We start from the raw sequence: 25668 nt of genomic DNA on the forward strand, positions 1-25668 counted from the left end.
CTGTCCTCACAGAGGTTTCGCGAAGCAGCGGCTGTCCTCGTGGAAGCGGTAGTGGCCGAACTTGACGCAGGGCTCGTAGCCGCTGGACGCGTACAGGGCGATGGCCTCGGGCTGCTTGTTGCCGGTCTCCAGGACCATGCGGGTGCGGCCGGCCGCGCGGGCGTCGGCCTCCAGTGCCGCCAGGATGCGGCGGGCCAGGCCGTTGCCGCGGGCCTCGTCGACCACGTACATGCGCTTCAGCTCCGCGTCGCCGTCCGAGTAGCCCTCGTCGTTCTCGTCCTGGGTACGCCAGCCGCCGGTGGCCACAGGCCGGCCCAGGCCGTCGTACGCGATCAGGTAGAGGCCGAGCGGCGGCCTGAACATCGACGGGTCGAGCGGGGTGACGTCGCCCTCGTCCCCGTAGCGCACGGCGTACTCGGCCTGTACCTGGTCGTTGAGCTTGACGGCGTCGGGGTGGTCGAAGGCGACCCGGCGTATATCCATGCTGGCTATCGTACTTCTATACAGTAGGAGGGAATGCGGGAACAGGGGGCGCGTGTGCTCGTCCAGTGTGCCGGTATCGTGCCCGGGTGCTGACTCTGACCTCTGTGAATGTGAACGGGCTGCGGGCCGCCGCCAAGAAGGGCTTCGTGGAATGGCTGGCGGAGACGTCCGCCGACGTGCTGTGCCTCCAGGAGGTACGGGCCGAGCCCCAGCAGCTCCCGGAGGGCGTGCGGCAGCCCGAGGGGTGGCATGTCGTGCACGCCCCCGCCGCCGCGAAGGGGCGGGCCGGTGTCTCCCTCTATACGCGCCGCGAGCCCGACCGCGTCCAGATCGGTTTCGGGTCCGCCGAGTTCGACGGCAGTGGGCGCTATGTCGAGGCCGACCTGCCCGGTGTCACCGTCGCCAGCCTGTATCTGCCCTCCGGTGAGGTCGGGACCGAGCGGCAGGACGAGAAGATCCGGTTCATGGGCGAGTTCCTCACCTATCTGAAGGGGCTGCGCGAGCGGGCCGCCGCCGACGGGCGCGAGGTCGTGGTGTGCGGCGACTGGAACATCGCCCACCACCCCGCCGACCTCAAGAACTGGCGGGCGAACCAGAAGAACTCCGGGTTCCTGCCCCAGGAGCGGGAGTGGCTGGGGCAGGTCTTCGACGCGGCGGAGGGCGGATACGTCGACGTCGTACGCGCGCTGCATCCGGATGTGGAGGGGCCGTACTCGTGGTGGTCGTACCGGGGGCGGGCCTTCGACAACGATTCAGGCTGGAGGATCGACCTCGCCGTCGCGACTCCCGGACTCGCCCGGCGTGCGGTCAAGGGGTACGTGGAGCGGGCGGCGAGCCACGGGGAGCGCTGGTCCGACCACGCGCCGGTGACCGTGGTCTTCGACATGTGACATGTGACATCGGCATGGACATGTGGCAAGGGGCAGGCGGGCGGCGGGCGAGCAGTAGGGCGGCGGTAGGTGGGCGGCAGCTGGTAAGAGGCCCTTGCGGGCAGGCGGGATGTCGTCCCGGGGCTCACGGTCGCTTCTGCAGTCGCCGGTCCAGGGCCATCGACAGTTCCGCCTCCACCACGCTCTTGGCCAGGGGCCTGAGGCGCTGGAGGTCCTCCGGGGTGCGTTCCGGGGTGAGGACGAGGTCGGTGAACACCTCGGCCAGGGCGTCGGCGTGTTCGCGGACGCGGCGGGCGGCGGAGAGGATGTCCGTGAGGGGGACGCCCTCGCGGACCAGGGCCGCCGAGGACTCCAGGAGCCGGCGGCTGATGTGGACGAGGTCCGTCCCGTCGGTGGCGAGGTAGCCGAGGTCGAGGGACGCGGCGAGGTTCTCCGGGGTCGCCTGGCCCGCGAAGACGTCGGCCAGTTCCTCGGGGGAGAGGTGGACCGGGGTCTCCTCGGTGGGCGCGCCGAGACCGAGCAGTTCGCCGACGTCACGGCCGTGGTCGAAGGCCTCGGCCAGTTCGGCGATGCCGTTGAGCGTGTGGCCGCGCTCCAGGAGTGCGGCGATCGTGCGCAGGCGGGCGAGGTGGTCCTCGTCGTACCAGGCGATCCGGCCCTCGCGGCGCGGTGGCGGGATCAGCTTCCGCTCACGGTAGAAGCGCAGCGTGCGCACGGTGATGCCGGCCTCCCCGGCCAGCTCCTCCATTCGGTACTCCCGCTTGTCCGCCACACCGGCACCCTACGGCGTACCGCCGGTAACTTTCGTGCGCGCAACCCCTACCCATCAGTACGGAGCTGCTCTACTCTCGCCATTGCGCCAGTGTTCACTGGCGTGGTCGTACGCGGCACGGAGGCATCGGCATGGAGGCATCGGCATGACCGAGCACGAACATGTACGGGTGGCGGTGATCGGTTCCGGTTTCGGGGGACTGGGCGCCGCCGTGCGGTTGCGCCGGGAGGGCGTCACCGACTTCGTCGTCCTGGAACGGGCCGGCAGCGTGGGCGGGACCTGGCGGGACAACAGCTATCCCGGCTGCGCCTGTGACGTGCCGTCCCATCTCTACTCGTTCTCGTTCGCGCCCAATCCCGACTGGCCGCGCACCTTCTCCGGGCAGGAACACATCCGCGCCTACCTGGAGCACGTCACCGACGTCTTCGGACTGCGGTCGCATCTGCGGTTGAACTCCGAGGTCAAGCTGATGAGCTGGGACGCCGAGCAGCTGCGGTGGGTGATCGAGACCAGCAGCGGAACCCTCTCGGCCGACATCGTCGTGTCCGCCACCGGGCCGCTCTCCGATCCGAAGGTGCCGGACGTCCCCGGACTCGACACCTTCCCCGGCAAGGTCTTCCACTCGGCCCGCTGGGACCACGACCACGACCTGCGCGGCAAGCGGGTCGCGGTGATCGGCACCGGGGCCTCGGCCATCCAGATCGTGCCGGCGATCCAGCCGCAGGTCGAAAAGCTCACCCTCTTCCAGCGCACCCCGCCCTGGGTGATGCCGCGCCTCGACCGGGCCATCAGCGGGGCCGAGCGGCTGCTGCACCGGACGCTTCCCGTCACCGCCCGGCTCCGGCGCGGACTCCTGTGGGGCATCCGGGAGTTGCAGGTCCAGGCGTTCACGAAGCGCCCCGACGAGCTGGGCCTGGTCGAGCAGATCGCCAAGCGGAACATGTCCCGTGCCATCAAGGACCCGAAGCTCCGGGCCAAGCTGACCCCCTCCTACCGCATCGGCTGCAAGCGCATCCTGCTGTCCAGCACGTACTACCCGGCCCTCGCCCAGCCCAATGTGGACGTGGTCGCGAGCGGACTCAGCGAGATCCGCGGCTCCACCGTCGTCGCGGCCGACGGCAGCGAGGCCGAGGTCGACGCGATCGTCTTCGGTACGGGTTTCCACGTCACCGACATGCCCATCGCCGACCGGGTCGTCGGTGCGGAGGGCAGGACGCTCGCCGAGACATGGTCGTCGTCCGGCATGAGGTCGCTGCGGGGCGCGACCGCCGCCGGGTTCCCCAACTGGATGACGATCATCGGCCCCAACACGGGCCTCGGGAACTCCAGCATGATCCTCATGATCGAGTCCCAGCTGAACTACCTGGCCGACTACGTACGGCAGTTGGACGTGCTCGGTGGCCGGGCGGCCCTCGACGCACGCCCCGGCGCGGTCGACGCCTGGAACGACCGGGTCCAGGAGCGCATGAAGCGCACGGTCTGGTCCACCGGCGGCTGCGACAGCTGGTACCTCGACGGGAACGGCGTCAACACGACGGTGTGGCCCGGCACGACCACCGAGTTCCGCGGCGCCACCCGGCGCGTCGACCTGGCGGAGTACGACCTGATCCGGCAGCCGGCGTCAGCGCCGGTGTCGGTGCCGGTGCCGGTGCCGACATCTGAACCCGTAACGGCTTCGGCCGCGCAGCCCCCGCGACCCACACGCCGTACGGAGAAGAAGGCCGAGGCCGAAGCATGAGCCGACTGACGTACGAGGCCACCGGGGCCTACGCACCGCCCACCGCCGCGCGCGAGCTGACAGCGATCTCCGCCGACGGGGCGCGGCTGCACGTCGAGGTGCACGGAGCCGTGGACGACCCCGCCGCCCCCGCGGTGGTGCTCGCGCACGGATGGACGTGCTCGACCGCCTTCTGGGCCGCGCAGATACGCGGCCTCGCCGCCGGTCACCGGGTGATCGTCTACGACCAGCGAGGACACGGGCGCAGCCCCGCCAACCCCGTGTGCAGCACGGACGCGCTCGCCGACGACCTGGAGGCGGTGCTCGCGGCCACCCTCGCGCCGGGCGAGAAGGCGGTCCTGGCCGGGCACTCCATGGGCGGGATGACGCTGATGGCCGCGTCCGGGCGGGCCGGGTTCCGGGAGCACGCCGCCGCCGTACTGCTGTGCAGCACGGGCAGTTCGCGGCTGGTCGCCGAGTCGCTGCTGCTGCCGATGCGGGCCGGGCGTGCGCGGACCTGGCTCACGAAGCGGATCCTCGGCTCGCGGGCACCGCTCGGACCGGTCACGCCGCTCGCCCGGCGGATCCTCAAGTACGGGACGATGGGCCCCGGTTCGGCGCCGGTGATGGTCGAGGCGTGTGCGCGGATCGTGCACGCGTGTCCCCGGCAGGTGCGGTACTCCTGGTCGAAGGTGCTCGACCTGCTCGACCTCGACCACGCGGTACGGGAGTTGACCGTGCCGACCGAGGTGGTCGTGGGGACGGCCGACCGGCTGACGCCCGCCGTGCACGCTCGCTCCCTGGTCGCCGCGCTGCCGAACTGCGTCGGCTCCACCGAGCTTCCCGGCATCGGGCACATGACCCCGGTGGAGGCACCCGACCTGGTCACCGCCCGGATACGGGACCTCGTCTCCACGTACGCAGTGATCAAGGAGGGTGCATGAGCAGGGTCGGTCTGGAAGGACAGGTCGCCGTTGTCACGGGGGCCGCGCGGGGCGTGGGGGAACTCCTCGCCCGCAAGCTCTCCGCCCGCGGCGCCATGGTCGCGCTCGTCGGTCTGGAGCTGGAGGAACTGAAGGGCGTCTCCGGGCGGCTGCACGGCGAGAGCGGCTACTGGCACGCCGACGTCACCGACCACGAGGCGATGGCGGAGGTCGCGCGGGAGGTGAAGGCGCGGTTCGGGAAGGTCGACATCGTCGTCGCCAACGCCGGTGTCGCCAACGGCGGGCCGTTCGTGGACTCCGACCCGGTCGCCTGGCGGCGGGTCATCGAGGTGAACCTCATCGGGTCGGCCGTCACGGCCCGGGCCTTCCTGCCCGTCCTCATGGAGAGCCGTGGGTATCTGCTGCAGATCGCCTCACTCGCCGCGATCACGCCCGCGCCGATGATGACCGCGTACTGCGCGTCCAAGTCGGGCGTCGAGGCGTACGCGCACAGCCTGCGGGCCGAGGTCGGGTACAAGGGCGTACGGGTCGGGGTCGGGTATCTGTCGTGGACCGACACCGACATGGTGCGCGGGGCCGATCAGGACGACGTGATGCGGGAGTTGCGCCAGCGGCTGCCGTGGCCCGCCAACAGGACGTACCCGCTGGGGCCGGCCGTCGACCGGATCGTGGCGGGGATCGAGCGGCGGTCCAGTCATGTGTACGGGCAGTGGTGGTTGCGGGGGATGCAGGGGGTGCGCGGGTATCTCCCGGCGCTCATCGGGACGGTCGGGCAGCGGGAGATGCGGCGGTTCGCGCCGCGGCTGGGAAGTGTGGGGAAGGGGCTCGTCGGGGCCGGTGGGGCCGCCGACGAGACCGCCCGTGAAACTCTGCGTCACCGTTCGTAACTGACCGAAATGCGCGCGATGTCCGGGCGTGTCACGCTGGTCGAGGCCCGATCCCCTCACCCACAAACGGGAGTGAACCTCATGGCCATGAAGGACCAGTTCCAGGACAAGTCCGACGAGCTTCAGCGGAACGCGAAGCAGAAGTTCGGCGAGCGGCGCGACGAAGCGGGCGAGCGTGGGCAGCAGATGCCCGACCGTGAGCGTCCGGAACGCTCGGAGCGCCCCGACCGTGAGCGTCCGGAGCGTTCGGAGCGCCCCGACCGCCCCGACCGCCCCGAGCGTTCGGAGCGGCGGATGCCTGAGGACGCGCAGCGTCAGCAGGGTTCGCGGGAGCGGCTCGACGAGCTCGACGTCTGAGCCGACGCTGACGCTGACGCTTCAGTGTTCGGCCTTGGCCGGATCTGACGATCTGACGTGGGGTGCCCTTCTTCTCCGGGGCACCCCACGTTTTTTGTTGCAGTTTTCTTGAGAGGTGCAGAGGTGCAGAGGTGCAGAGGCGCGGAGACGCGGAGGTCTACAGGGCGCGGGGCGGTAGAGGCGGGCGGGATCTGTCGGGGAGGTTGGTGTAGGGGGGCGGGGTCGCTGCCGGGTGGGTGGTCAGGAGGTCCAGGGCCAGCCGGACCGCGTCGTCCAGTTGGGCGTGGCGGCCTTCCGCCCAGTCCAGGGGGGTGCGGAGGATCTCCAGGTCCGGGGTGACGCCGTGGTTCTCGACCGACCAGCCGTACGTGCCGAACCAGGCGGCGTTCATCGGGACCGTGATGACCGAGCCGTCGCCCAAGCTGTGGCGGCCGGTCATACCGACCACCCCGCCCCACGTGCGCTGGCCCACCACCGGGCCGAGGCCGAGCAGTTTGAAGGCCGCCGTGATCATGTCGCCGTCCGAAGAGGTCATCTCGTCGGCCAGGGCGACCACCGGGCCGCGCGGGGCGTTGGACGTGTACGACACCGGCTGGGCGTTGCGGGTCAGGTCCCAGCCCATGATCGTGCGGGTGAGTTTCTCGATGACCAGCTCGCTGATGTGACCGCCCGCGTTGCCGCGTACGTCGACGATGAGGGCGGGGCGTGACACCTCCATGCGCAGATCGCGGTTGAACTGGGCCCAGCCCGAGCCGCCCATGTCCGGGATGTGCAGGTAACCGCATCGGCCGCCGCTCAGTTCCCGTACCACTTCCCGGCGTTTGGCCACCCAGTCCTGGTAGCGCAGGGGGCGCTCGTCGACGAGCGGGACCACCGCGACCCGGCGGGACCGGCCCGCGCCCTCCGAGCCCCCTGCGCTACCTGCGGCGTCCTCTGCGTCCTCCGAGTCCTCCGCGGAGGTGAACGTGAGTTCCACCGTCGTACCGCCCGCCCCGGCGAGCAGCGGGTACGGACCGGTGACCGGATTCACCGGGCGGCCGTCCACGTGGGTGAGCCGCGCGCCCTCGCGGATGCCCGTACCGGCCAGCGGTGAACGCGCCCTGGAGTCCGAGGAGTCGCCGGGCAGGATGCGCGTGACAATCCAACCGCTGTTCCTGCGAACGAAGTTGGCGCCCAGCAGGCCCTGAGGTCGCTGATAGTGCGGTGGGCCCTCGTTGCGGCGCGCTGCGGAGACGTACGCGTGCGAGGTGCCCAGTTCGCCCAGTACCTCGCGGAGCAGGTCCGCGAACTCGTCGGGGGACGCGACCCGTTCGACCAGCGGGCGGTACTGGTCGAGGATGCCCGCCCAGTCGATGCCGCACATTCCCGGTTCCCAGAAGTAGGCGTGGATGAGGCGGCCCGCCTCGGCGTACGCCTGGCGCCACTCGGCGGCCGGGTCGACCTCGTGCAGGATGCGGCGCAGGTCGATCCAGACGGTCGAGTCGCTGTCGCCGGACTCGGTGGACGGAACGGCCCGCAGGTCTCCCTCGTCGACCACGACGAGACGGCTGCCGTCGCCGCTGAGTGCGAACCAGTCGAGGTGCTCGACGAGTTCGGACTTCTTCCCCTTGGAGATGTTGAAGTACTCAAGGGTGGGCCGGCCGCTCGTGTCGTCCGGGTTCGCGAACGTCTCGCCCAGCGCCCCCGAGATCGGCCAGCGCAGCCAGACGAGACCGCCGCCGGCGACCGGGTACAGCGCCGAGTACTTGGAGGCCGTGACCGGGAAGGGCGTCACGCGGCTCTCCAGGCCCTCGATCTCCACGGTCACCGTGCTGCCCCCTGAGCCTGTCCCTCTCCCCGCGCCGCCGCCCCCGGCTCCCTCGTCGTCCAGGCCACCGGCCGCCGGGCGGCCCTCGGGGGTCAGCGCGAACGGGGACGGGGTCGCCGAGGACAGCGGCACCAGATACGGGCGGCAGCCCAGCGGGAAGGAGAGGTCGCCCGTGTGGACGTCGTACACCGGGTCGAAGCCGCGCCACGAGAGGAAGGCGAGGAAGCGGCCGTCCCGGGTGAAGACCGGGTTCTCGTCCTCGAAGCGGCCGTTGGTGACGTCGACGATCGTGGGCGCGCCCGGCCCCGCGATCCGCGCCATCTTGATCTGGCGGAGGGTACGGCCGATGCCCGGATGCGACCAGGTCAGCCATGTCCCGTCGGGGGAGAAGGCGAGGTCGCGCACCGGCCCGTTGATGGACCGGATGAGCTCTGTTACTTCGGTGACCTCGCTGGTTCCGACGGTTCTGGTGACCTCGCTGGCTCCGTTGGTCCTGCTGGTCCCTTTGGCTCTGCTGGTCCCGCTGGGTCCGTTGGCTCCGTTGGCTCCGGTGGGTCCGTCGACGACCAGCAACAGCAGCCGGCCGTCGTCCGAGGCGATCGCGAGCCGCTCGCCCTGGGGGTCCGAGACGAGTTCCAGGACGCGGCCCAGTTCGCCGGAGGCCAGCCGGCGCGGCTCGCGCACGCCCGTCGCGCGCGGCAGATACGCGATCTCGACGGCGTCCTCACCGTCCGCGTCCGTCACATACGCCACCTGGCCGCCGGAACCGAGCATCTCCGGCAGCCGGACGCGGACGCCCGGCGTGTCCGCGATGGTGCGCGCCGGACCGTCGCGGTGCGTGAGCCAGTACAGGCTGCCGCGTACGACGACGGCGCTCGCCCGGCCCGTCTCGTCCACGGAGATCCCGTCGACGTGCTGGGCGGCCGGCACCTGGTAGGGACGGCGTCCCGCGCGTGGCCCGCCGAGCCGTACGTCGAGACGGCGGGGCCGGGAGTCCGGGGACAGGCTGTCGACGATCCACAGGTCGCCTGCGCACTGGTAGACGACCCTGGCGCCGTCGCTCGACGCGTGCCGGGCGTAGAAGGCGTTATGGTCGGTGTGTCGCCGCAGGTCGGACCCGTCGGGCAGACACGAGTACAGGTTGCCGATGCCCTCGTGGTCGGAGAGGAACGCGATCCGGCCGCCGACGAACATCGGCGAGTCCAGATGCCCGTCGAGGCCGGCGAGGATGCGCTGCCCGTGCAGCCAGAGCCTCCCGGTGGCACCGCCGCGGTAGCGCTTCCAGGCGGCGGGCTCGTGCGGCGGTGTGCCGGTGAGCAGCAGGGTCTTGCGCTCGTCGTCGAAGTCCGCGACCGCGATGTCGGAGACCGGGCCCCACGGCAGCTTGCCGCCGGGGCCGCCGTCGATCGGCACGCTGTAGGCCCAGGTGAAGTACGAGAAGGGCTCGCCGTGCGAGGCGACGGCGAGGATGTCGCAGTTCCCGTCCGCATCGGGGGGCGACCAGCCGCAGACTTGAGTGTCGGCGTTGCCCCAGTAGGTGAGCCGCCGGGCCGGGCCGCCGTCCACCGGCGCCAGATGGATCTCCGGCACGAGGCTGCGCCAGGTCGTGTACGCGATGTGGCGGCCGTCGGGGGAGAAACGGGGGTGACTCACCTTCGTACGGTCGACGGTGAGCCGCCAGGCGCGGCCGGGCCCGTCGAGGGGTGCCACCCAGAGATCGTCCTCGGCCGCGAAGCAGAGGAGGTCGCCGCTGATATGCGGGAAGCGCAGATAGGAGCCGGACTCGGCCCCGGACTGCGCCCCGGCTCCGGCCGCCGCTCCCGCCCCGGACTCGGACCCGCTCCCGGACGCGGCCCCGGACCCGCTCCCGAACGCGGCTCCGGACCCAGAGCCGAATGCCGCCCCGGAGCCGGTCCCGCTCCCGTACCCGTACTCGGACTCGTCGCTCACTCACCCATGCTTTTCCGGTGGGCGGGGCCCGGCAACTCGTGGTTCCCGGAAAACGCGTGATGCACCACACGTACGAAACGGTTTCGTTTCGTTGGCGCTCAGGGTATCTTCATAGGCGTACGAGACGGTTTCGTTCGAGCAGAAGCGGTGAATGGGATGGCTGAGACAGCAACGACGCGTCGCAGTCGGCTCACGCCCGAGCGCGAGGCCGAGCTGTACGAGGCCGTGCTCGACCTGCTCCGGGAGGTCGGTTACGACTCCTTGACCATGGACGCCGTGGCGACCCGCACCCGGTCCAGCAAGGCCACGCTCTACCGCCAGTGGGGCGGCAAGGCCGAGCTGGTGGCGAGGGCGATCCGGCATCACAAGCCGGTCGACATCGCCAGTGTGGACACCGGTTCCCTGCGGGGTGACTTCCAGGCGTTGACGACCCGCCAGGACGACTGCCGGATGGAGCAGGACTCAGCCCTGATGCGGGCCTTGGGTACGGCGGTTCACACGAACCCCGATCTGCTGACCGCCCTGCGGGAATGGCTGGTCGAACCGGAACTGGCAGAGCTGCGCACGGTGGTGCAGCGAGGCGTCGACCGCGGTGAGGTCCGTGCGGACAACCCCGCGATTGACTACGTGCTGCACATGATCATCGGTGCTTTCGTGGCCCGGACGATGATCGACAACGAGCCGCCGACGCAGACCTACCTGTCCTCGTACATCGACGCAGTGGTTCTCCCAGCCCTCGTCGCCTGACCCACGGGCCTACGCGTCCACGAACCCCTGACCCACGGGCCCCCGAACCCACGGGCCCACCCGAGTCGCACGCCCCGAGACTCGACCCTTTGCGCCCCACGAACATCGCGCACACCTCCCCAGTGCACGTGTACCTGACGCGACCGCTCACGTCGTCGGGCCGATGATCCCTGCCCTGATGCCAGCCATCACCGACCTGATCGGGAGTACGCCCTCGTGGCAACGTTCCTCTACAAACTCGGCCGACTCGCCTTCAGGCGACGGCACTTCGCCGTCCTGATATGGGTGGCCCTGCTGACGCTCGCGGGTGTCGGCGCGGCCTCCGCGCCCCCCGCGGGCACCACCTCCTTCTCCATCCCCGGCACCGAGGCGCAGAAGGCCTTCGACCTGCTGGAGCAGCGTTTCCCCGGCGCCAGCGCCGACGGAGGGACCGGGCGCATCGTCTTCAAGGCGCCCGAGGGCCAGAAGATGACGGACGCCGGCAACAAGGCGACCGTCGAAAGGACCGTCAAGACACTGGGCGACGGCTCCGAGGTCGTCTCCGTCACCGACCCGTTCACGACGAACGCCGTGAGCAAGGACGGGACCGTCGCCTACACGTCGGTGAAGTACGACGCCCCCGGTATGGAACTCGCGGACTCGACCAGGGACGCCCTGGAGGCCGCGGGGGAGAAGGCCCGGGCCACCGGGCTGACCGTCGACGTCGGTGGTGACGCGCTGGAGGCCGGGGCCGAGATGGGCGCGACCGGCGAGATCATCGGCCTCGCCCTCGCCGCGGTCGTCCTCGTCGTCACCCTGGGCTCGCTGGTCGCGGCCGGACTGCCGCTGCTGACAGCGATCATCGGCGTCGGTATCGGCGTCTCCACCATCACCGCACTCGCCAACGCGCTCGACCTCGGCGACACCACCTCGACGCTCGCGCTGATGATCGGCCTCGCGGTCGGCATCGACTACGCGCTGTTCATCGTCTCCCGCTACCGGGCCGAGCTGGCCGAGGGCCGCGGACGTGAGGAGGCGGCGGGCCGCGCGACCGGCACCGCCGGTTCGGCGGTCGTCTTCGCCGGCCTCACGGTCGTCATCGCCCTGGCCGGCCTCGCGGTCGTCAACGTCCCGATGCTGACCAAGATGGGCCTCGCCGCGGCGGGCACGGTCGTGGTCGCCGTCCTCATCGCCCTGACGATGATCCCGGCGATGCTCGGATACGCGGGCAGGAAGATCCGCCCGGCAGGCGCGAAGGGCAAGAAGGCCAAGAAGGCCAAGAACACCAGCACGGCCGAGGAGCCGTCCGAGACGACGGCCGACAAGGCGGCCGACAAGGCGGCCGGCAAGGCGGGCAAACCCAACATGGGCACCCGCTGGGCGAGCTTCGTCATCCGCCGTCCGGCCGCCGTGCTGCTGCTCGGTGTGGTCGGCCTGGGCGTGGTCGCCGTGCCGGCCGCCCAGCTGGAGCTGGGCCTGCCCGACGACGGCTCGCAGCCGACGTCCACGACGCAGCGCCGGGCGTACGACCTGCTGTCCGAGGGCTTCGGCCCCGGCTTCAACGGCCCCTTGATGATCGTGGTCGACGCCAAGGAAAGCGACGACCCGAAGGCCGCCTTCGGTGACGTGGCCGACGGGATCAAGGGTCTCAAGGACGTCGTGACGGTGACCCCGCCGACGCCCAACAAGGCAGGCGACACCGCGACGATCACCGTGATCCCCGGTTCCAAGCCGTCCTCGGCGCAGACCGAGGACCTGGTGCACGCCATCCGTGGACAGAGCGCCGACACCAAGGCGGACACGGACGCCGAGGTACTGGTCACCGGCACCACCGCGATGAACATCGACTTCTCGCAGAAACTCAACGACGCACTGGTCCCGTACCTGGCCTTGGTGGTCGGCCTGGCCTTCCTGCTCCTGATCGTGGTCTTCCGCTCCATCCTGGTCCCGCTCAAGGCGGCGCTCGGCTTCCTGCTGAGCGTGCTCGCCGCGCTCGGTGCCGTGGTCGCGGTCTTCCAGTGGGGCTGGCTGGCCGGACTGATCGGCGTCGAGGAGTCCGGCCCGATCATGTCGATGATGCCGATCTTCATGGTGGGCGTGGTCTTCGGCCTCGCGATGGACTACGAGGTGTTCCTCGTGACCCGGATGCGTGAGGCGTACGTCCATGGCGAGTCGCCGAGCCAGGCCATCGTGACCGGCTTCCGGCACAGCGCCCGGGTCGTGGTGGCCGCCGCGATCATCATGATGGCGGTGTTCGGCGGCTTCATCGGCGCCAGTGACTCGATGATCAAGATGATCGGTTTCGGCCTCGCGATCGCCGTCTTCTTCGACGCCTTCGTGGTCCGCATGGCGATCGTCCCGGCGGTCCTGGCCCTGCTGGGCAAGAAGGCCTGGTGGCTCCCGAAGTGGCTGGACCGCGCCCTGCCGAACGTCGATGTCGAGGGCGAGGGCCTACGGGCACTCGACGACCGCCCGAAGGGCGTGGACGAGGACCGGGAGCTGGTCGGCGTCTGACGCACCGGCTCCATCAACAACCAGCCGGTGAGGGCTCCGTGGGGACGGACGGCCCTCACCGGCTTCCTCCTCTTCCGGTCCCTGCCGGAACCCCGGTGCCGGTGACCGGAGTTCCGTGACGGTACGGATGCGCCCGCGGTCTGGCAGGCGGTCCGGCAGGCGGTCCGGCCCAGTGGTCCGGGTGGACGTGGTCACGGCGACGCCATCCGGAACTGTTCCGGGGCTGTTCCGGGCCTGTGCTGTCTACGCTGTGTCGATGCTGCCGTACGAAGAACTGACCCCGCCCGAACGTGAGGTGTGGGACGCCTTCCCCGAAGGCCGCCGGGTGGACCTGCGCGCGGGCACGCCGGGCGAGGACGATCCGACCGGAGGGGCGGACTGGGGGCCCGAGCGCACGCTCCGGGCGGCCGTCGTCACGGCTTTGGCGCGGGGAGGGAACGAGGCGCCGCCGGGGGCGGTCACCGCTCTGTGGGTGGCCGGCGCGCGGATCACCGGTCGTCTCGATCTCGCCGGCGCGGAGATCGGGCACATGCTGCGGTTTGAGGGCTGCTGGTTCGAGGAGGCTCCCAACCTCTATGGAGCGGCCACCCGGACGGTTGGGTTCATCGGCAGTCGGGCGCCCGGCATGGACGCCACGCTGGCCCGGATCGAGGGCACTCTCAATCTGCAGCGATCGGTTCTCGACGGCAGAGTTTCGCTCATGAGAGCCCGGATCGCAGGCGAGTTGAAACTGAGCGAGGCGATGTTGTCGGCCCCGGACGGTTGGGCGTTGTTCGCCGGCGGCCTGGTCATGGAAGGCGCGATCTTCTGCCGCAGAGGCTTCACCGCACACGGCGGGATACGGCTGCTGGGAGCCCACCTGCCCGGCGGCCTGTTCATGGAGGGAGCCCGACTGGACAACCCCGGTGGTCCGGCACTCCTCGCGGACAACGCCGTGGCCTCGACCCTGGTCTTCTCCAAAGGGTTCACCGCGCAGGGGACCGTATGTCTGCGCGGCGCGCAGATATCGGATCAGCTCACCTTCGACGGCGCCGTCCTGAACGGCGAGGACGTGGCCCTGGACTGCTCACGGATGCAGGCAGGCGATGTGCACTTCACCCCCGCCGCCCCACCTTCCGGCGCTGTGGACCTCCGGGGAGCCCAGGTCACAGCCCTTCACGACGGCGAGGGCAGCTGGCCGCGCATCGTGCGGCTACAAGGGTTCACCTACGCCTCCATCCAGCCCAAGGACGGCCTACGAGGCTACGACGCGACACGCCGCGTGGAGTGGATCCGGCGTGAACCCGGCTACGCCCCGCAGCCTTACGAGCAACTGGCGAGCTGGTACCGGCAGGTCGGCCATGAGGACGACGCCCGCAAAGTGCTTCTGGCCAAGCAGCGTCACCGCCGCAGCATCCTGCATCCGGCCGGGCGGGTGTGGGGGCACCTGCTCGACGCCCTGGTCGGCTACGGCTACCGCCCCTGGCTGGCCGGAGTGTGGATCATGGCTCTGACCATCCTCGGCAGAGTTGTCTTCGGCGCGCACACGCCGATACGGGCCGAGCCCGGCAAGGGCCCGCCGTTCAGCGCCCTCGTCTACACCCTCGACCTGCTGATCCCCATCGGCGGCCTCGGCCAGCGCACCGCCTGGTACTGGCCGGAAGGCAGCGGCGCGCAATGGCTGTCCTACGCTCTGATCGCGGCGGGCTGGCTGCTGACGACGGCGGTCGTCGCGGGCGTGACCCGGTCACTGAACAAGACGTGACCGGGCCACTGAAGGCCACTGAACAAGACGTGACCCGGGCTCCCCCGCCCACGCAACGCCGCCGCTCCCCGCCACGTGTTCCCTACGTCCCCGAAAGGTCGACCTGCCACGCACGGTTGCCTGCCGCCTGGTGGACGACATGGGACGAGTCCCTCGGGCTGTCGGGGTCGAAGTCTGACGTCACCGTGTGCGTCATGACAGGGCTGGTCCACCCGGCCGTCGTGTTCCTGAAGCTCTGCCCGGTGTTCTTGGCGACCTTCCAGCGGAAGCTGACCTCGTAGGACTTCAAGAAGTACCCCTGGGACATTCTCGCTGTGCCGGTGAAACCGGGCGAGTCGGTGAAGGAGATGGCCTGAGCACCATTGGTGATGCTCCAGTCGTCGTAGTTCGGACGATACGGGCCGTCCACCTGCCAGTTCCGGCGGCTACGTTGGTTGCGCTTCAATCCCATGGATTCGACGACCTGCACGCTCGAGTCGGTGACCTCCTGCCAGAAGTGGTAGTTGGCTGCGACGCTCGAGGTGGAGTTCGCGGGATTCTGCAAGGTGGCGGTCTGCTGGAATCCTATGTTCGTGTCGTAGTCGATGTTCTGGTGGGCATCGCCGGTGTATTCGGAAGCGAATGTCAGGACCGGCCTGTCCAGATCTGCCTCAGGACGGTCGCTGCCGCGGGTCTTCCGCCGCTCGCGCGGCGGACTTTCGCCCTTCTCCCGGTCCGCTTTCCGCTTCCCCGAGCTCCTGGAACTTCTCGATTCCTCTTTGGTTTTGGCACGCTGCACGGTGTTCAGCGATCCGGAGTCCGTGCTCCCCTCCTGCGACGCCGACCGCTGCACCGCATCCGGGGACCCGGATTCCGCACCTTCTGCCGACGGCGCCGACTGAACGGGCACAGGGCCGGACATGACCTCGTTCGAGGAGGCCTCGGCCTCGCGCTCGTGGTGGTCGTTCTCGTTGCTCATCGTCAGCCCGCCCCCGGTCGGCGTTCCCGCGACCGGGCCCTTGCGTTGCTGAAGCACGTGCTTGAGCTCGTGCGCCAGGGTTTTCTTGTCGGTACCGTCCTTCCCCCGCACGATGCTCTCGCCCGAGGTGTACGCACGGGCCCCGATCTCGGCCGCCGAACGCTGCGCCTTCGCATCGTCGTGCACGCGGACCGTGGAGAAGTCCACGCCGCCGTGCCGTGCCTGCATCTCGTTGAGCGTCGGCTCGTCCATCGGGCGGCCTGGAGACTTCAGCACCTCACGCACGTTGTCGGCCTGACGCTGATGCTCCTCGGCCTCGTCACGGTGCTCAGGTGCGCCCACACGACGCTGCACGTCGACAGACGCCGAGTGACCACACGACGAGGAATGACTGTGCCGCTCGCTGGCCAGCAACTGGATGACGGCGGCATTGCCCACGGACCGCTGCAGCGCCAGCATCGACGCCGGGCTCCGGGCGGCCGCTCCCGCGCCCGTCGCGGCGTGCGACACCGTGGCAGGCGAGGCGGTGGACCGAGCACGCGAGACGGGCTGCCGCCCCTTGACGCCGCCCGGTGGAGTTTTCTTGTTCAACTTCTCTTCGTGGCCGTGCAAAAGAAATCTTCTCCTTCACAGGATGCTGGGCAGGAGCAGACAGACCAGGAAACCTCAGGAGGACCGGCGGACGGAAGGACCCCGAGGGCATCCATGGATGCACAGCTGTTGCCCGCGGTGTTCGCCCACGCCGTGGACGACGACGTCCGGCTGCCACCGGAGACCCGCGACCGCACACTGGTCCTGCGCGTCGAGGCGTTTCGTCAACCGGCGCCTGGGCGACCCGGAGCCGACCCGTGCGGACAACCCCGCGATCAACTACGTGCTGCACAGATACGTGCTGCACAGACCCACACCCACCCACCGACCAGTGTCGCGGCACTGGGACAGGCCCTAGCGTGCTCTTCATGACCACCGCCGAAGAAGAACCGAACGCAGCCCATCCCCGTTTCGCCGAGGCCGTGCGGAAGATGGGTCTCGACGACCTGCTTCCGCGGATCCGCCGCTTCCCGGACGCCACCCGCACCGCCGTCGAGGCCGCCGAGGCGGTCGGCTGCGAGCTGAGCGAGATCTGCAAGTCGCTCATCTTCGCGGCGGACGGTGTCCCGGTACTGGTGCTGATGGACGGCGCGTCCCGCGTGGACCTGGAACTCGTACGACAGGAGCTGGGCGTCGAAAAGGTGACCCGGGCCCGGGCGGATCTCGTGCGGGAGACGACCGGGTACGCGATCGGCGGCGTACCCCCCTTCGGGCATCGCGGCAAGACCCGTGTCCTGGCCGACCGTTCGCTGCTCGACCACGACATCGTGTGGGCCGCGGCCGGCACCCCGTACGCCGTGTTCCCGATGGACCCGAAGACGCTGATCGCCCACGCCGGCGGCACCCTGGCGGACGTCCGCGAGCAGTTCGAGTGACCCCGCTGGTCACCGCGGCCGTCCTGACCGCGGCGGTCACGCACGCCAGTTGGAACGCGATAGCCCACCGGATCACCGACAAGCTGGTCGGCTTCACGCTGATCGCGGGCGGCGGGGCGCTCATCGGCCTGGCCATGGTGCCGTTCGTGCCCTTCCCCGCCGCGGCGGCCTGGCCGTACCTGATCGTCTCGGCGGTCATCCATGTCGCGTACTACCTACTGCTGATGCGGTCCTTCCGCCTGGGCGACTTCGGCCAGGCGTACCCCATCGCGCGAGGCACCGCGCCCCTGGTGGTCACCCTGCTCGCCGCCCTCTTCGCGCACGAGGTGCCCGACGGCTGGGCGGCCACCGGCATCGCCGTGTCGTGCGCGGGGCTGACCGGCGTCGCGCTGTGGGGCCTGCGCGGGAAACGGCCCCACTGGGCGGCCATCGGCGCGGCGCTCGCGACCGGCCTGACCATCGCGGCGTACACCGTCGTCGACGGCCTCGGCGTACGCGCCTCCGGCTCCTCCCTCGGATACATCGCCTGGCTGATGGCGGTGGAGGGCCTGGTCGTACCGGCCTACGCGCTGTACCACCGGCGCGGCGAACTCCTCGGCGACCTCCGGCCGTTCGCCGGAGTGGGGCTCCTCGGAGCCGCACTGTCCGTCTCCGCGTACGGACTGGTCCTGTGGGCCCAGACCAGAGCGGAACTGGCCCCGATCGCCGCCCTGCGCGAATCGTCGGTCATCGTGGGCGCGGCCATCGGAGCCGTGTTCTTCAAGGAGCGGTTCGGGGCGACGCGTATCGCCGCGGCGGCCCTGCTGGTGATCGGGACAGGGCTGATGCTGCACGCCGGTTAGGGCAGGAGCGAGCGCGAACGCGGCGACCGGAAACCCGTGTGGTTGACTGGCCGCGTGCTGCCCGAGTCGGTCCTGCGAACCGTGGATCTTCCGGTGGCCGACCGGTTCGAGGCATGGACACAGCGGTTGGGCCACACCCACGCGCCCATGCAGCTGGCCAGCGACCGCGCGGCGGACTACCGCGGGCACCAGCGCCTGATCGGGCTGGGAGGCGTGGCGGTGTGGCCGGCGACCTTCGACCACCTGATCTTCCGCCGGACCCCGAAGCTCGTCCGCCAGTCCGACCCCGAGGCCTTCCACCTCTCCCTGCTGCTGCGGGGCGAGGGAATGGCCGCCTGGGGCAGACAGCAGGCCGCGTACCGGATCAGCGACTTCCACATCAACTGCTCCTCGCGGTCGTGGGAGGTGGCCACCGGCCCCGACCCGGTCACCATCGTCGGGGTCGAGATCCCGCGGGCGCTCGTGGCACTGCCCACGGGCCGCGCCGACCAGGTGATCGGGCGCCGGATATCGGGCCGTGAGGGGACCGGCGCGCTGCTGGCGCAGTTGCTCGTCCAACTGGCGTCGGACACCGGCCCGTACCGGCCGCCGGACGCGCCCCGGCTGGGCACGGTCGTCGCCGACCTGGTGACCGCCGTGTTCGCCCACGCCGTGGACGACGACGTCCGGCTGCCACCGGAGACCCGTGACCGGACGCTGGTCCTGCGCGTCAAGGCGTTCGTCAACCGGCACCTGGACGACCCGGAACTGACCCCCGCCGGGATCGCCGCCGCGCACCACATCTCACGCAGCTACCTGTACCGCCTCTTTCAGGCCGAGGGCCTCTCGGTGGCGGCCTACGTCCGCGACCGGCGGCTGGCGAACGCCCGCCGCGATCTGACCGACCCGGCCCTGTGCATGATGCCGGTCCACGCCGTCGCGGCCCGCTGGGGTTTCCCCCGCGCCCCGGAGTTCACCCGGGCCTTCCGCACCGCCTACGGCCTCCCGCCGGGCGAGTTCCGCCGACAGGCACTGGCCGCGGGCCCCGGGGCGGACACGTCGGTCCGTGGACGCTCCGCCAAGTAGGCGTGGACGGCAGGCCAACGACAGACGGGCCCTCGCCGAGCATCCTTGTGATCACCACGGACGGCGTACGCGCTGACCAGGGGCCGGGTTACCGGAAGACCGGGTTACCGGAAGACCGGGCGACCGGGTTACCGGGAGACGGGGGAAGACGGAGGCGCGCCAGGGCCGCGGGGGAGCCCTGGTGCGCCTTCGCAATGTCCGGTCACTGGGCGGCCTTCTGGTCACCGGGCCGCGTCGAGGACCAGGCCGAAGCTCATGCCGCAGCGGTCAGCGCGCACCATACGTACTTCCCCGTGTCGCCGTTCCTGATGAGCGGCTGCCAGCCCCACTCATCGGCACAGGCCCTGACCAGCGCCAGCCCTCTCCCCTCCTCAAGCAAGTCACCGACCCGCTCCAGGGGGTGCGGCGGCCCAGGCGGTTCCGGATCGGTGTCCCAGACCCCGATCCGCAACACACCCGCCGCCCAGTGCACCCGCAGCGCGACCGGCCCCTTCGTATGCCGTACGGCGTTGGAGACCAGCTCGGCCGCGAGCAACTCGGCGACGTCGACGAGGCGGATGAGTCCATGGACGGTGAGGATGAGGCGGAGGGTGCGGCGGCTGACGGTGACGGCGCGCAGGTCGTTCGGAATGGAGAGGGAGTACTCCCAGGGGGCGTGGGTCTTGTTTTCGGGCGTGCGTAACTCCGTTCGCTGGTGTGGGGTTGGGGCCGACGACCGGTGACAATGCCGCAGCCGTCACGGCAGGACGGAGCGGTGCGCTTCCGGCGCCCCGGCGCTTCGCAGCGTGTGCGATGCGTCACTGACGGTAGGACCTAAATTTAGGTCTCCGCAAGTCGCTGCCGTAATCTTGCCCCCGAACGAGTCTCAAGCTCCCAGTAGTTGGGGGGCGAGGAGGAAGTAGATGCCGCGTCGCCCGCAGCCCACCGCCCGGCAGGCACGCCTCGGTCTTGAGCTGCGCAAACTACGCGAAGCCGCAGGGCTGAAGGCGCGCGAAGCCGCAGCCCTGATCGGAGCCGATTCTGTGCAGATGAGCCAGATCGAGTCAGGCATCTCCGGAGTGAGCGCACAACGGTTGCGCCGCCTGGCCTTCATCTACGCCTGCACGGACGGCGAATTGCTGGACGCCCTGGTAACTATGGCGACCGACCGCGCACGCGGCTGGTGGGAGGAGTACCGGGGCCACTTCCCGACACCGTTCCTGGACTTGCCCGAACTGGAGCACCATGCCAAGTACCGATGGGATGTGGACTTCCTGCACATCCCAGGCCTGCTGCAGACATCGGACTACGCCCGGGCGCTCTTCACCTACGTCAATCCCGAGTATCCGCAAAGTGAAGTGGAACGTTGGGTGGAACACCGGATGAAGCGCAGAGTCATCATCGAGCGCTCCGACCCGACTCCGTACGAGACAGTGATCCACGAGGCGGCCCTGCGCATCAGAGTCGGCGATCGAGTCACGGCACGGGCCCAACTCACCCATGTGCTCGAACTTTCCGAAGCCGACCACATTACTGTGCGCGTCATCCCCTTCGAAGTGGACGGCTTCGGCGGAGCCGGAAGCGCCATGGTGTACGCGGGCGGCCCTGTACCCAAGCTGGACACTGTTGTACGTGACAGTCCCAACGGCCCCGTTTTCGTCGACGCCGAGGCTCAACTAAGTCGCTACCGAACACTCTTCCGTAGGGTAGAGGCGGTCTCTCTCGACCCCGACCGTTCGCGTGACTTCATCCACCAGCTTGCGAAGGAGCCTTAAGGACATGATCACCTCCAACGGCTGGAAGAAGTCGTCCTTCTCCGGCGGCGGTCAGGGCGACGCGTGCGTCGAGGTGGCACACCGCCGGAGCCGCATAGCCATCCGCGACTCGAAGACCCCCGCTCGGGGAACGCTCTCGTTCCCCACGGGCGCCTTCACCGTCTTCGTCGAAGGGCTGAAGCTCGCCGAGGGCTAAGACCCACAGCACGCCAGCACGCCAGCACGACTCGGCTACGAGGACAGTGCGGCCCGTACCGCCCTCACCAGCGCCTGCGCCCGCGGGTCCGCCGTCACCGTTTTGCGGAAGCCGTTCGTCACGTAGCCGAAGGCGATGCCCGTCTCGGGGTCGGCGAAGCCCAGGGAGCCGCCGCGGCCCGGGTGGCCGAAGGAACCGGGGTTCAGGAACGGTGACGCGGAGCCGTGCAGCATGTAGCCGAGACCGAAGCGGGTGTTGATGACCAGGACGCGGTCCGGGCCTGCGGACTCCTCCGTGCGGGCTGCCGCCAGCGTGCCCGGGGTGAACAGGCGTGTGCCGCCGTCCACCGCACCGATCAGGGACGCGTAGAAGCGGGCCAGTCCGTCCGCCGTCGCGATGCCGTTCGTCGCGGGGAGTGCCGCCGCCCGGTACGCCGGGTCGTTCTGGTCCGGGAACGGGGTGATCGCGGCGAAGGCCCGGCGGGTGAGGGAGGCCGGGTCCTCGTAGGCCTCCGCCACCGTCTGTTTCGGACGTGCCCGCAGACCCCTGTCCCCGGCCGCCGGTGTCTCGATGCGGCCCACCCTGCCGACCCGGCCCGCCTCCCGGTCCGGCAGGCCGACCCACAGGTCCGCGCCCAGCGGCCCGGCGATCTCCTCGGCGATCCAGTCACCGATGCCGACGCCCGTGACGCGCCGCAGCAGCTCACCGACCAGCCAGCCGTACGTCAGCGCGTGGTAGCCGTGATCGGTGCCGGGCTCCCAGACGGGGGTCTGGCGTGCGACGGCCTCGGCGCCCCGCAGCGGATCCAGCGACTCTTCCGGGGTCAGCGGCCGGTCCAGGACCGGCAGCCCGGCCCGGTGCGCGAGCACCTGCCGGACCAGCACCCGCTCCTTGCCCGCCGCCTTGAACTCGGGCCAGTACTCGCCCACCGGGGCGTCCAGGTCCAGCAGGCCCCGCTGGTGCAGGAGGAGCAGCGCCGCCGCAGCGACCCCCTTGGTCGCCGAGCGCACGATCTGGGCGGTGCCGCGCTCCCAGGGATCCTCGATGCCGACGGTGCCGTCGATGTTCTTCTCGCCGGCCCACAGGTCCACGACCTGGTGCCCGTCCCGGTACACGACGACCGCCGCGCCCCGGTCACCGAGCATCTCGAAGTTGCGTACGAACGCCGCCCTGACCGGCTCGAAGCCCTCGGCCACCGCGCCGTTCACGACCATGCCAACTCCCACGTCCGTACCCCTCGCCGCTCTCGTCGCGTCGTGCGTGCCCGCGCCCGCGCGTCACGCGCCCATTGTCACCGAGCGCGGGTCGAAGCCGAACGGCAGCTCCAGGCGGTGCTCCCGCATCAGCCCGTCGTCCGAGAGCAGCTCGCCGGTCCTGCCGTCGGCCGCGATCACGCCCTCGCTGAGGATCAGGGCACGGGGGCACAGTTCGAGGGCGTACGGCAGGTCGTGCGTGACCATGAGCACGGTCACGTCCAACGAGCGCAGGATGTCGGCGAGTTCGCGCCGCGAGGCGGGGTCGAGGTTGGACGACGGCTCGTCCAGGACGAGGATCTCCGGCTCCATCGCCAGCACGGTCGCGACGGCCACCCGGCGCCGCTGCCCGAAGGAGAGGTGGTGCGGCGGGCGGTCGGCGAAGGCCTCCATGCCGACCCGTTCGAGCGCCGTACGCACCCGTGTCTCCAGCTCAGGGCCCTTCAGCCCGGCCGACGCGGGCCCGAAGGCCACGTCCTCGCGCACGCTCGGCATGAAGAGCTGGTCGTCCGGGTCCTGGAAGACGATGCCGACCTTCCGCCGGATCTCCGCCATGTGCTTCTTTCCGACGGGCAGCCCGGCGACCGTCACGGTCCCGGCGCCACCCGTCAGGATTCCGTTGAGGTGGAGCACGAGGGTCGTCTTGCCGGCGCCGTTCGGACCGAGCAGGGCCACCCGTTCGCCCCGGCCGACGGTGAAGTCCACGCCGAACAGGGCCTGATGCCCGTCGGGGTAGGCGAAGGCCAGTCCGGCCACCTCAAGGGAAGGAGGCGGGGGCTGGGGCGAGGGGAGCGGAGGCGAGGTCACAGGGTCCATCCCAACAGACATACGACGAGCGCGGCGCACGGCAGGGCGAAGGCGTACGACCACTGCGCCCGGGACGCGGTCACGTCGTCGATCACCGGCATCGAACCGGTGTACCCCCGGCTGACCATGGCGAGATGCACCCGCTCCCCGCGCTCGTAGGAGCGGATGAAGAGGGCGCCCGCGGACTTGGCGAGGACGCCCCAGGACCGGACACCACGGGCTTCGAAGCCGCGCGACTCCCGCGCGATCCGCATCCGCCGCATCTCGTCCGCGATGACGTCCCCGTACCGGATCATGAAGGACGCGATCTGTACGAGGAGAGGTGGCAGCCGAAGCCGCTGGAGTCCCAGAAGGAGTTCGCGCAGTTCGGTCGTCGAGGCGAGGAGTACGGACGCGCCGACGCCGAGGGTGCCCTTGGCCAGCACGTTCCAGGCACCCCACAGGCCGTTCACGCTCAGGGACAGGCCGAGTACGTCCACCCGCTCGCCCTGCGCCACGAACGGCATCAGCACGGCGAAGGCCACGAACGGCACCTCGATCAGCAGCCGCTTCAGTACGAAGCCGGCCGGGACCCGGGCCGCGTACGCCACGGCTCCCAGCAGCAGCGCGTACAGCCCGAACGCCCACATCGCCTCGCGCGGGGTCGACACGACGACCAGCACGAAGGCGAAGACGGCGGCGAGCTTGGTGTGCGGCGGCAGACCGTGCACGGGCGAGTGCCCGTGCCGGTAGAGCTTGTGCGCGTGTCCTGCCCCCATGTCAGACGGATTTCCCGAGCTGCGAGGACGAGGACGCGGACGCGGGCTCCGCGGACGTGGACGTGGACGTGGACGAGGACGAGGACGAGGACGTGGACGCGGGCGGGGTCCCGGGCGGGGGCTCGGCCGTACGGCGCCTGCGTACGGACCAGAAGATGCCCGTGCCCGCGACGACCGTGACGCCCACGCCGATCACGCCCGCGAGGCCGCCGGACATCCGGGCGTCGGTGAGGCCCTCGACGCCGTAGTCGGCGAGCGGGGAGTCGGCGGCGGCGTGGTCCTCGGCCTTGGCGTCGATGCCCTTGTCGGAGGCGACCTTCTCCAGGCCGTCGGGGCTGGGCGAGGCGTAGAAGCTGACGAAGCCGGCGAGGACGAGGGAGGTGGCGAGGCCCGCCAGCCACACCGTGCGGTGGGACCGGGCGGCGACCGGGGCGGCGGGCTCGGCGGCGGGGGTGTCGACCAGCTCGCCGCCGATGCGCAGCTTGAGCGGCGCGGTCAGGCCGCGGGCCCCGTACACGAGATCCGGCCGTACGGCGATGACGGCGCCGACCGTGAGGGCGGTGATCGCGGCCTCACCGATGCCGATGAGGACGTGGACGCCGACCATGGCGGTGAAGACCTGCCCGATCGGGACGTCCGTGGTGCCGCCGATCGCGTAGACGAGCGTGAAGGCCGTGGCGGCGGCCGGGACGGAGATCACAGCGGCGACGAACGCCGAGACGGTAATGGATCGACGCTTCCTGGGCAGGAGTTTTACGAGGCCGCGGAAGACGGCGTAGGCCACGACCGTGGTGACGACCGCCATGACCGTGATGTTCACGCCCAGCGCGGTGAGGCCGCCGTCCGCGAAGAGGATGCCCTGCATGAGGAGCACGACCGAGACACAGAGGACCCCGGTGAAGGGGCCCACGAGTATCGCGGCCAGCGCGCCTCCGAGCAGATGTCCGCTGGTTCCGGCCGCGACCGGGAAGTTCAGCATCTGCACGGCGAAGATGAACGCGGCGACCAGACCCGCGAGCGGGGCCGTGCGTTCGTCCAGCTCACGGCGGGCGCCGCGCAGGCTCACCGCGACAGCCGAGGCGGCCACGACTCCGGCGGCGACGGAGACGGGTGCGTTGATGAATCCGTCGGGGACGTGCATGGAGGGCTCCGCTTCCGGGGGCAGGCCGACTGGCGATATCCGTTCGATGATAGTGGCTTAATGCGAACAGCTTGCAAGAGAGAGGTGATCTCGAATAATCCGGCGAACCTAGGAGCATATATCGGAAAATATGCGACATTAGATAAGAATCAGTTCAAAGAGGGAGCGGTCGATGTCCGCCGTTGAGCAGTACGCGCGCGCCCACATCGTGACGGACGAGGCGCAGGATCCGCCCGCCGTGCCGGTGGCCCTTCGATACGACCCGGAGGCCGACCCACGCAGGGTGCACATCATGCTGCCCGGTCATCACGAGTGGGTTTTCGCCCGCGAGCTGCTCGAACAGGGGCTACGGGCCCCGGCCGCCGCCGGTGACGTACGCATCTGGCCCTGCGGGCGGGTCCAGGCCGTCATGGAGTTCCACTCGCCGAAGGGAGTGGCGGTCGTGCAGTTCGACACGAAGACCCTGATCCGCTTCCTGCGCCGGACGTACACGGCCACCCCCGTGTCCAGCTGACCCGGCTGCCCGCCAGGCCGGCCACCTCGACGCCCCCCAGCCCCCGCCGGTCAGCTGCCCCGCCGGTCAGTTGCCGGCCGGTCGGCTGCCCGCGCTCAGCTCCCAGCGGTCAGATCCTTGCGG

The 25668-nt window shown here is 70.3% G+C and carries 23 protein-coding genes; 14 read left to right on the forward strand and 9 right to left on the reverse strand.

What is annotated here, in order from left to right:
• Positions 1 to 6 precede the first annotated feature (6 nt).
• Complete coding sequence (locus tag AB0D14_RS19165) at positions 7 to 483, reverse strand: GNAT family N-acetyltransferase (RefSeq protein ID WP_362780372.1); 477 nt, start codon at positions 481 to 483, stop codon at positions 7 to 9.
• Positions 484 to 569: 86 nt separating this feature from the next.
• Here AB0D14_RS19165 and AB0D14_RS19170 point away from each other — a divergent pair, with 86 nt between their 5' ends.
• Positions 570 to 1373, forward strand: a complete 804-nt coding sequence (locus tag AB0D14_RS19170) for an exodeoxyribonuclease III (RefSeq protein ID WP_362780375.1) — start codon at positions 570 to 572, stop codon at positions 1371 to 1373.
• Positions 1374 to 1497: 124 nt separating this feature from the next.
• Here AB0D14_RS19170 and AB0D14_RS19175 read toward each other — a convergent pair whose 3' ends face one another.
• Positions 1498 to 2121 (reverse strand): MerR family transcriptional regulator, encoded by a 624-nt coding sequence (locus AB0D14_RS19175; protein ID WP_362780450.1) that lies wholly within the window; start codon positions 2119 to 2121, stop codon positions 1498 to 1500.
• Positions 2122 to 2290: 169 nt separating this feature from the next.
• Here AB0D14_RS19175 and AB0D14_RS19180 point away from each other — a divergent pair, with 169 nt between their 5' ends.
• The 4 genes from AB0D14_RS19180 to AB0D14_RS19195 all read left to right on the forward strand — a co-directional run bounded on the left by AB0D14_RS19180 (position 2291) and on the right by AB0D14_RS19195 (position 6050).
• Complete coding sequence (locus AB0D14_RS19180; protein WP_362780378.1) at positions 2291 to 3883, forward strand: NAD(P)/FAD-dependent oxidoreductase; 1593 nt, start codon at positions 2291 to 2293, stop codon at positions 3881 to 3883.
• Positions 3880 to 4806, forward strand: coding sequence for an alpha/beta hydrolase (locus AB0D14_RS19185; protein ID WP_362780381.1), 927 nt, complete (start codon positions 3880 to 3882; stop codon positions 4804 to 4806). The genes AB0D14_RS19180 and AB0D14_RS19185 overlap by 4 nt, the downstream gene beginning before the upstream one ends.
• Complete coding sequence (locus AB0D14_RS19190) at positions 4803 to 5693, forward strand: SDR family oxidoreductase (protein ID WP_362780383.1); 891 nt, start codon at positions 4803 to 4805, stop codon at positions 5691 to 5693. The genes AB0D14_RS19185 and AB0D14_RS19190 overlap by 4 nt, the downstream gene beginning before the upstream one ends.
• A gap of 81 nt (positions 5694 to 5774) precedes the next feature.
• Positions 5775 to 6050: a hypothetical protein gene (locus AB0D14_RS19195; RefSeq protein WP_362780386.1), complete on the forward strand. Its 276-nt coding sequence runs from the start codon at positions 5775 to 5777 to the stop codon at positions 6048 to 6050.
• Between the two features lie 157 nt (positions 6051 to 6207).
• Here the strand turns inward: AB0D14_RS19195 and AB0D14_RS19200 are convergent, their stop codons facing one another.
• Positions 6208 to 9627, reverse strand: a complete 3420-nt coding sequence (locus AB0D14_RS19200; protein ID WP_362780451.1) for a S41 family peptidase — start codon at positions 9625 to 9627, stop codon at positions 6208 to 6210.
• A 336-nt stretch (positions 9628 to 9963) separates the two neighbouring features.
• Between AB0D14_RS19200 and AB0D14_RS19205 the strand changes: the two genes are divergently transcribed.
• The 3 genes from AB0D14_RS19205 (at position 9964) to AB0D14_RS19215 (ending at position 14791) form a co-directional block, all read left to right on the forward strand.
• The gene (locus AB0D14_RS19205) at positions 9964 to 10554 is read left to right on the forward strand and encodes a TetR/AcrR family transcriptional regulator (protein ID WP_362780389.1); all 591 of its coding nucleotides are present in this window, start codon (positions 9964 to 9966) and stop codon (positions 10552 to 10554) included.
• Between the two features lie 216 nt (positions 10555 to 10770).
• Positions 10771 to 13047 carry an MMPL family transporter gene (locus AB0D14_RS19210; protein ID WP_362780392.1) on the forward strand — a complete coding sequence of 759 codons (2277 nt, stop codon included), beginning with the start codon at positions 10771 to 10773 and terminating at the stop codon, positions 13045 to 13047.
• Positions 13048 to 13303: 256 nt separating this feature from the next.
• Positions 13304 to 14791, forward strand: a complete 1488-nt coding sequence (locus tag AB0D14_RS19215) for an oxidoreductase (RefSeq protein WP_362780394.1) — start codon at positions 13304 to 13306, stop codon at positions 14789 to 14791.
• 82 nt (positions 14792 to 14873) lie between these two features.
• Here AB0D14_RS19215 and AB0D14_RS19220 read toward each other — a convergent pair whose 3' ends face one another.
• The gene (locus AB0D14_RS19220; protein ID WP_362780396.1) at positions 14874 to 16361 is read right to left on the reverse strand and encodes a DUF4157 domain-containing protein; all 1488 of its coding nucleotides are present in this window, start codon (positions 16359 to 16361) and stop codon (positions 14874 to 14876) included.
• Between the two features lie 347 nt (positions 16362 to 16708).
• Between AB0D14_RS19220 and AB0D14_RS19225 the strand changes: the two genes are divergently transcribed.
• The 3 genes from AB0D14_RS19225 to AB0D14_RS19235 are packed head-to-tail and all read left to right on the forward strand — an operon-like array spanning position 16709 to position 19122.
• Entirely contained in the window at positions 16709 to 17215 is a 507-nt protein-coding gene (locus tag AB0D14_RS19225; protein ID WP_362780398.1) for a YbaK/EbsC family protein, read from the forward strand.
• A complete protein-coding gene (locus AB0D14_RS19230; protein ID WP_362780399.1) occupies positions 17212 to 18057 on the forward strand; it encodes a DMT family transporter in 846 nt (281 codons plus the stop codon). The genes AB0D14_RS19225 and AB0D14_RS19230 overlap by 4 nt, the downstream gene beginning before the upstream one ends.
• Positions 18058 to 18111: 54 nt before the next feature.
• Positions 18112 to 19122 carry an AraC family transcriptional regulator gene (locus tag AB0D14_RS19235; protein ID WP_362780400.1) on the forward strand — a complete coding sequence of 337 codons (1011 nt, stop codon included), beginning with the start codon at positions 18112 to 18114 and terminating at the stop codon, positions 19120 to 19122.
• A gap of 253 nt (positions 19123 to 19375) precedes the next feature.
• Here the strand turns inward: AB0D14_RS19235 and AB0D14_RS19240 are convergent, their stop codons facing one another.
• Positions 19376 to 19753, reverse strand: coding sequence for an ATP-binding protein (locus tag AB0D14_RS19240; protein WP_362780454.1), 378 nt, complete (start codon positions 19751 to 19753; stop codon positions 19376 to 19378).
• 271 nt (positions 19754 to 20024) lie between these two features.
• On the opposite strand from AB0D14_RS19240, the gene AB0D14_RS19245 reads away from it, so the two are divergent.
• On the forward strand, positions 20025 to 20876 hold the full coding sequence (locus AB0D14_RS19245; protein WP_362780401.1) for a helix-turn-helix transcriptional regulator: 852 nt from the start codon (positions 20025 to 20027) through the stop codon (positions 20874 to 20876).
• Positions 20877 to 20880: 4 nt separating this feature from the next.
• Positions 20881 to 21072 (forward strand): DUF397 domain-containing protein, encoded by a 192-nt coding sequence (locus AB0D14_RS19250; RefSeq protein WP_362780403.1) that lies wholly within the window; start codon positions 20881 to 20883, stop codon positions 21070 to 21072.
• Between the two features lie 35 nt (positions 21073 to 21107).
• Here AB0D14_RS19250 and AB0D14_RS19255 read toward each other — a convergent pair whose 3' ends face one another.
• The 4 genes from AB0D14_RS19255 to AB0D14_RS19270 all read right to left on the reverse strand — a co-directional run bounded on the left by AB0D14_RS19255 (position 21108) and on the right by AB0D14_RS19270 (position 25031).
• Positions 21108 to 22286 (reverse strand): serine hydrolase domain-containing protein, encoded by a 1179-nt coding sequence (locus AB0D14_RS19255; RefSeq protein WP_362780404.1) that lies wholly within the window; start codon positions 22284 to 22286, stop codon positions 21108 to 21110.
• 63 nt (positions 22287 to 22349) lie between these two features.
• Positions 22350 to 23141, reverse strand: coding sequence for an ABC transporter ATP-binding protein (locus AB0D14_RS19260; RefSeq protein ID WP_362780405.1), 792 nt, complete (start codon positions 23139 to 23141; stop codon positions 22350 to 22352).
• The gene (gene cbiQ, locus AB0D14_RS19265; RefSeq protein WP_362780408.1) at positions 23129 to 23890 is read right to left on the reverse strand and encodes a cobalt ECF transporter T component CbiQ; all 762 of its coding nucleotides are present in this window, start codon (positions 23888 to 23890) and stop codon (positions 23129 to 23131) included. Before cbiQ ends, AB0D14_RS19260 begins: the two co-directional genes overlap by 13 nt.
• Position 23891: 1 nt before the next feature.
• Positions 23892 to 25031 carry an energy-coupling factor ABC transporter permease gene (locus AB0D14_RS19270; RefSeq protein WP_362780410.1) on the reverse strand — a complete coding sequence of 380 codons (1140 nt, stop codon included), beginning with the start codon at positions 25029 to 25031 and terminating at the stop codon, positions 23892 to 23894.
• A gap of 172 nt (positions 25032 to 25203) precedes the next feature.
• Between AB0D14_RS19270 and AB0D14_RS19275 the strand changes: the two genes are divergently transcribed.
• Entirely contained in the window at positions 25204 to 25545 is a 342-nt protein-coding gene (locus AB0D14_RS19275; RefSeq protein WP_362780412.1) for an SsgA family sporulation/cell division regulator, read from the forward strand.
• Positions 25546 to 25668 lie beyond the last annotated feature (123 nt).

The organism is Streptomyces sp. NPDC048484, from assembly GCF_040651415.1.
Lineage (GTDB): Bacteria > Actinomycetota > Actinomycetes > Streptomycetales > Streptomycetaceae > Streptomyces.

Bases quoted from the DNA above. Each gene is read 5' to 3' on its own strand.
- AB0D14_RS19165 (WP_362780372.1), bottom strand. From the start codon at position 483: ATGGATATACGCCGGGTCGCCTTCGACCACCCCGACGCCGTCAAGCTC.
- AB0D14_RS19175 (WP_362780450.1), bottom strand. From the start codon at position 2,121: ATGGAGGAGCTGGCCGGGGAGGCCGGCATCACCGTGCGCACGCTGCGC.
- AB0D14_RS19180 (WP_362780378.1), top strand. From the start codon at position 2,291: ATGACCGAGCACGAACATGTACGGGTGGCGGTGATCGGTTCCGGTTTC.
- AB0D14_RS19185 (WP_362780381.1), top strand. From the start codon at position 3,880: ATGAGCCGACTGACGTACGAGGCCACCGGGGCCTACGCACCGCCCACC.
- AB0D14_RS19190 (WP_362780383.1), top strand. From the start codon at position 4,803: ATGAGCAGGGTCGGTCTGGAAGGACAGGTCGCCGTTGTCACGGGGGCC.
- AB0D14_RS19195 (WP_362780386.1), top strand. From the start codon at position 5,775: ATGGCCATGAAGGACCAGTTCCAGGACAAGTCCGACGAGCTTCAGCGG.
- AB0D14_RS19205 (WP_362780389.1), top strand. From the start codon at position 9,964: ATGGCTGAGACAGCAACGACGCGTCGCAGTCGGCTCACGCCCGAGCGC.
- AB0D14_RS19215 (WP_362780394.1), top strand. From the start codon at position 13,304: ATGCTGCCGTACGAAGAACTGACCCCGCCCGAACGTGAGGTGTGGGAC.
- AB0D14_RS19225 (WP_362780398.1), top strand. From the start codon at position 16,709: ATGACCACCGCCGAAGAAGAACCGAACGCAGCCCATCCCCGTTTCGCC.
- AB0D14_RS19245 (WP_362780401.1), top strand. From the start codon at position 20,025: ATGCCGCGTCGCCCGCAGCCCACCGCCCGGCAGGCACGCCTCGGTCTT.
- AB0D14_RS19250 (WP_362780403.1), top strand. From the start codon at position 20,881: ATGATCACCTCCAACGGCTGGAAGAAGTCGTCCTTCTCCGGCGGCGGT.
- AB0D14_RS19255 (WP_362780404.1), bottom strand. From the start codon at position 22,286: ATGGTCGTGAACGGCGCGGTGGCCGAGGGCTTCGAGCCGGTCAGGGCG.
- AB0D14_RS19260 (WP_362780405.1), bottom strand. From the start codon at position 23,141: ATGGACCCTGTGACCTCGCCTCCGCTCCCCTCGCCCCAGCCCCCGCCT.
- cbiQ (WP_362780408.1), bottom strand. From the start codon at position 23,890: ATGGGGGCAGGACACGCGCACAAGCTCTACCGGCACGGGCACTCGCCC.
- AB0D14_RS19270 (WP_362780410.1), bottom strand. From the start codon at position 25,031: ATGCACGTCCCCGACGGATTCATCAACGCACCCGTCTCCGTCGCCGCC.
- AB0D14_RS19275 (WP_362780412.1), top strand. From the start codon at position 25,204: ATGTCCGCCGTTGAGCAGTACGCGCGCGCCCACATCGTGACGGACGAG.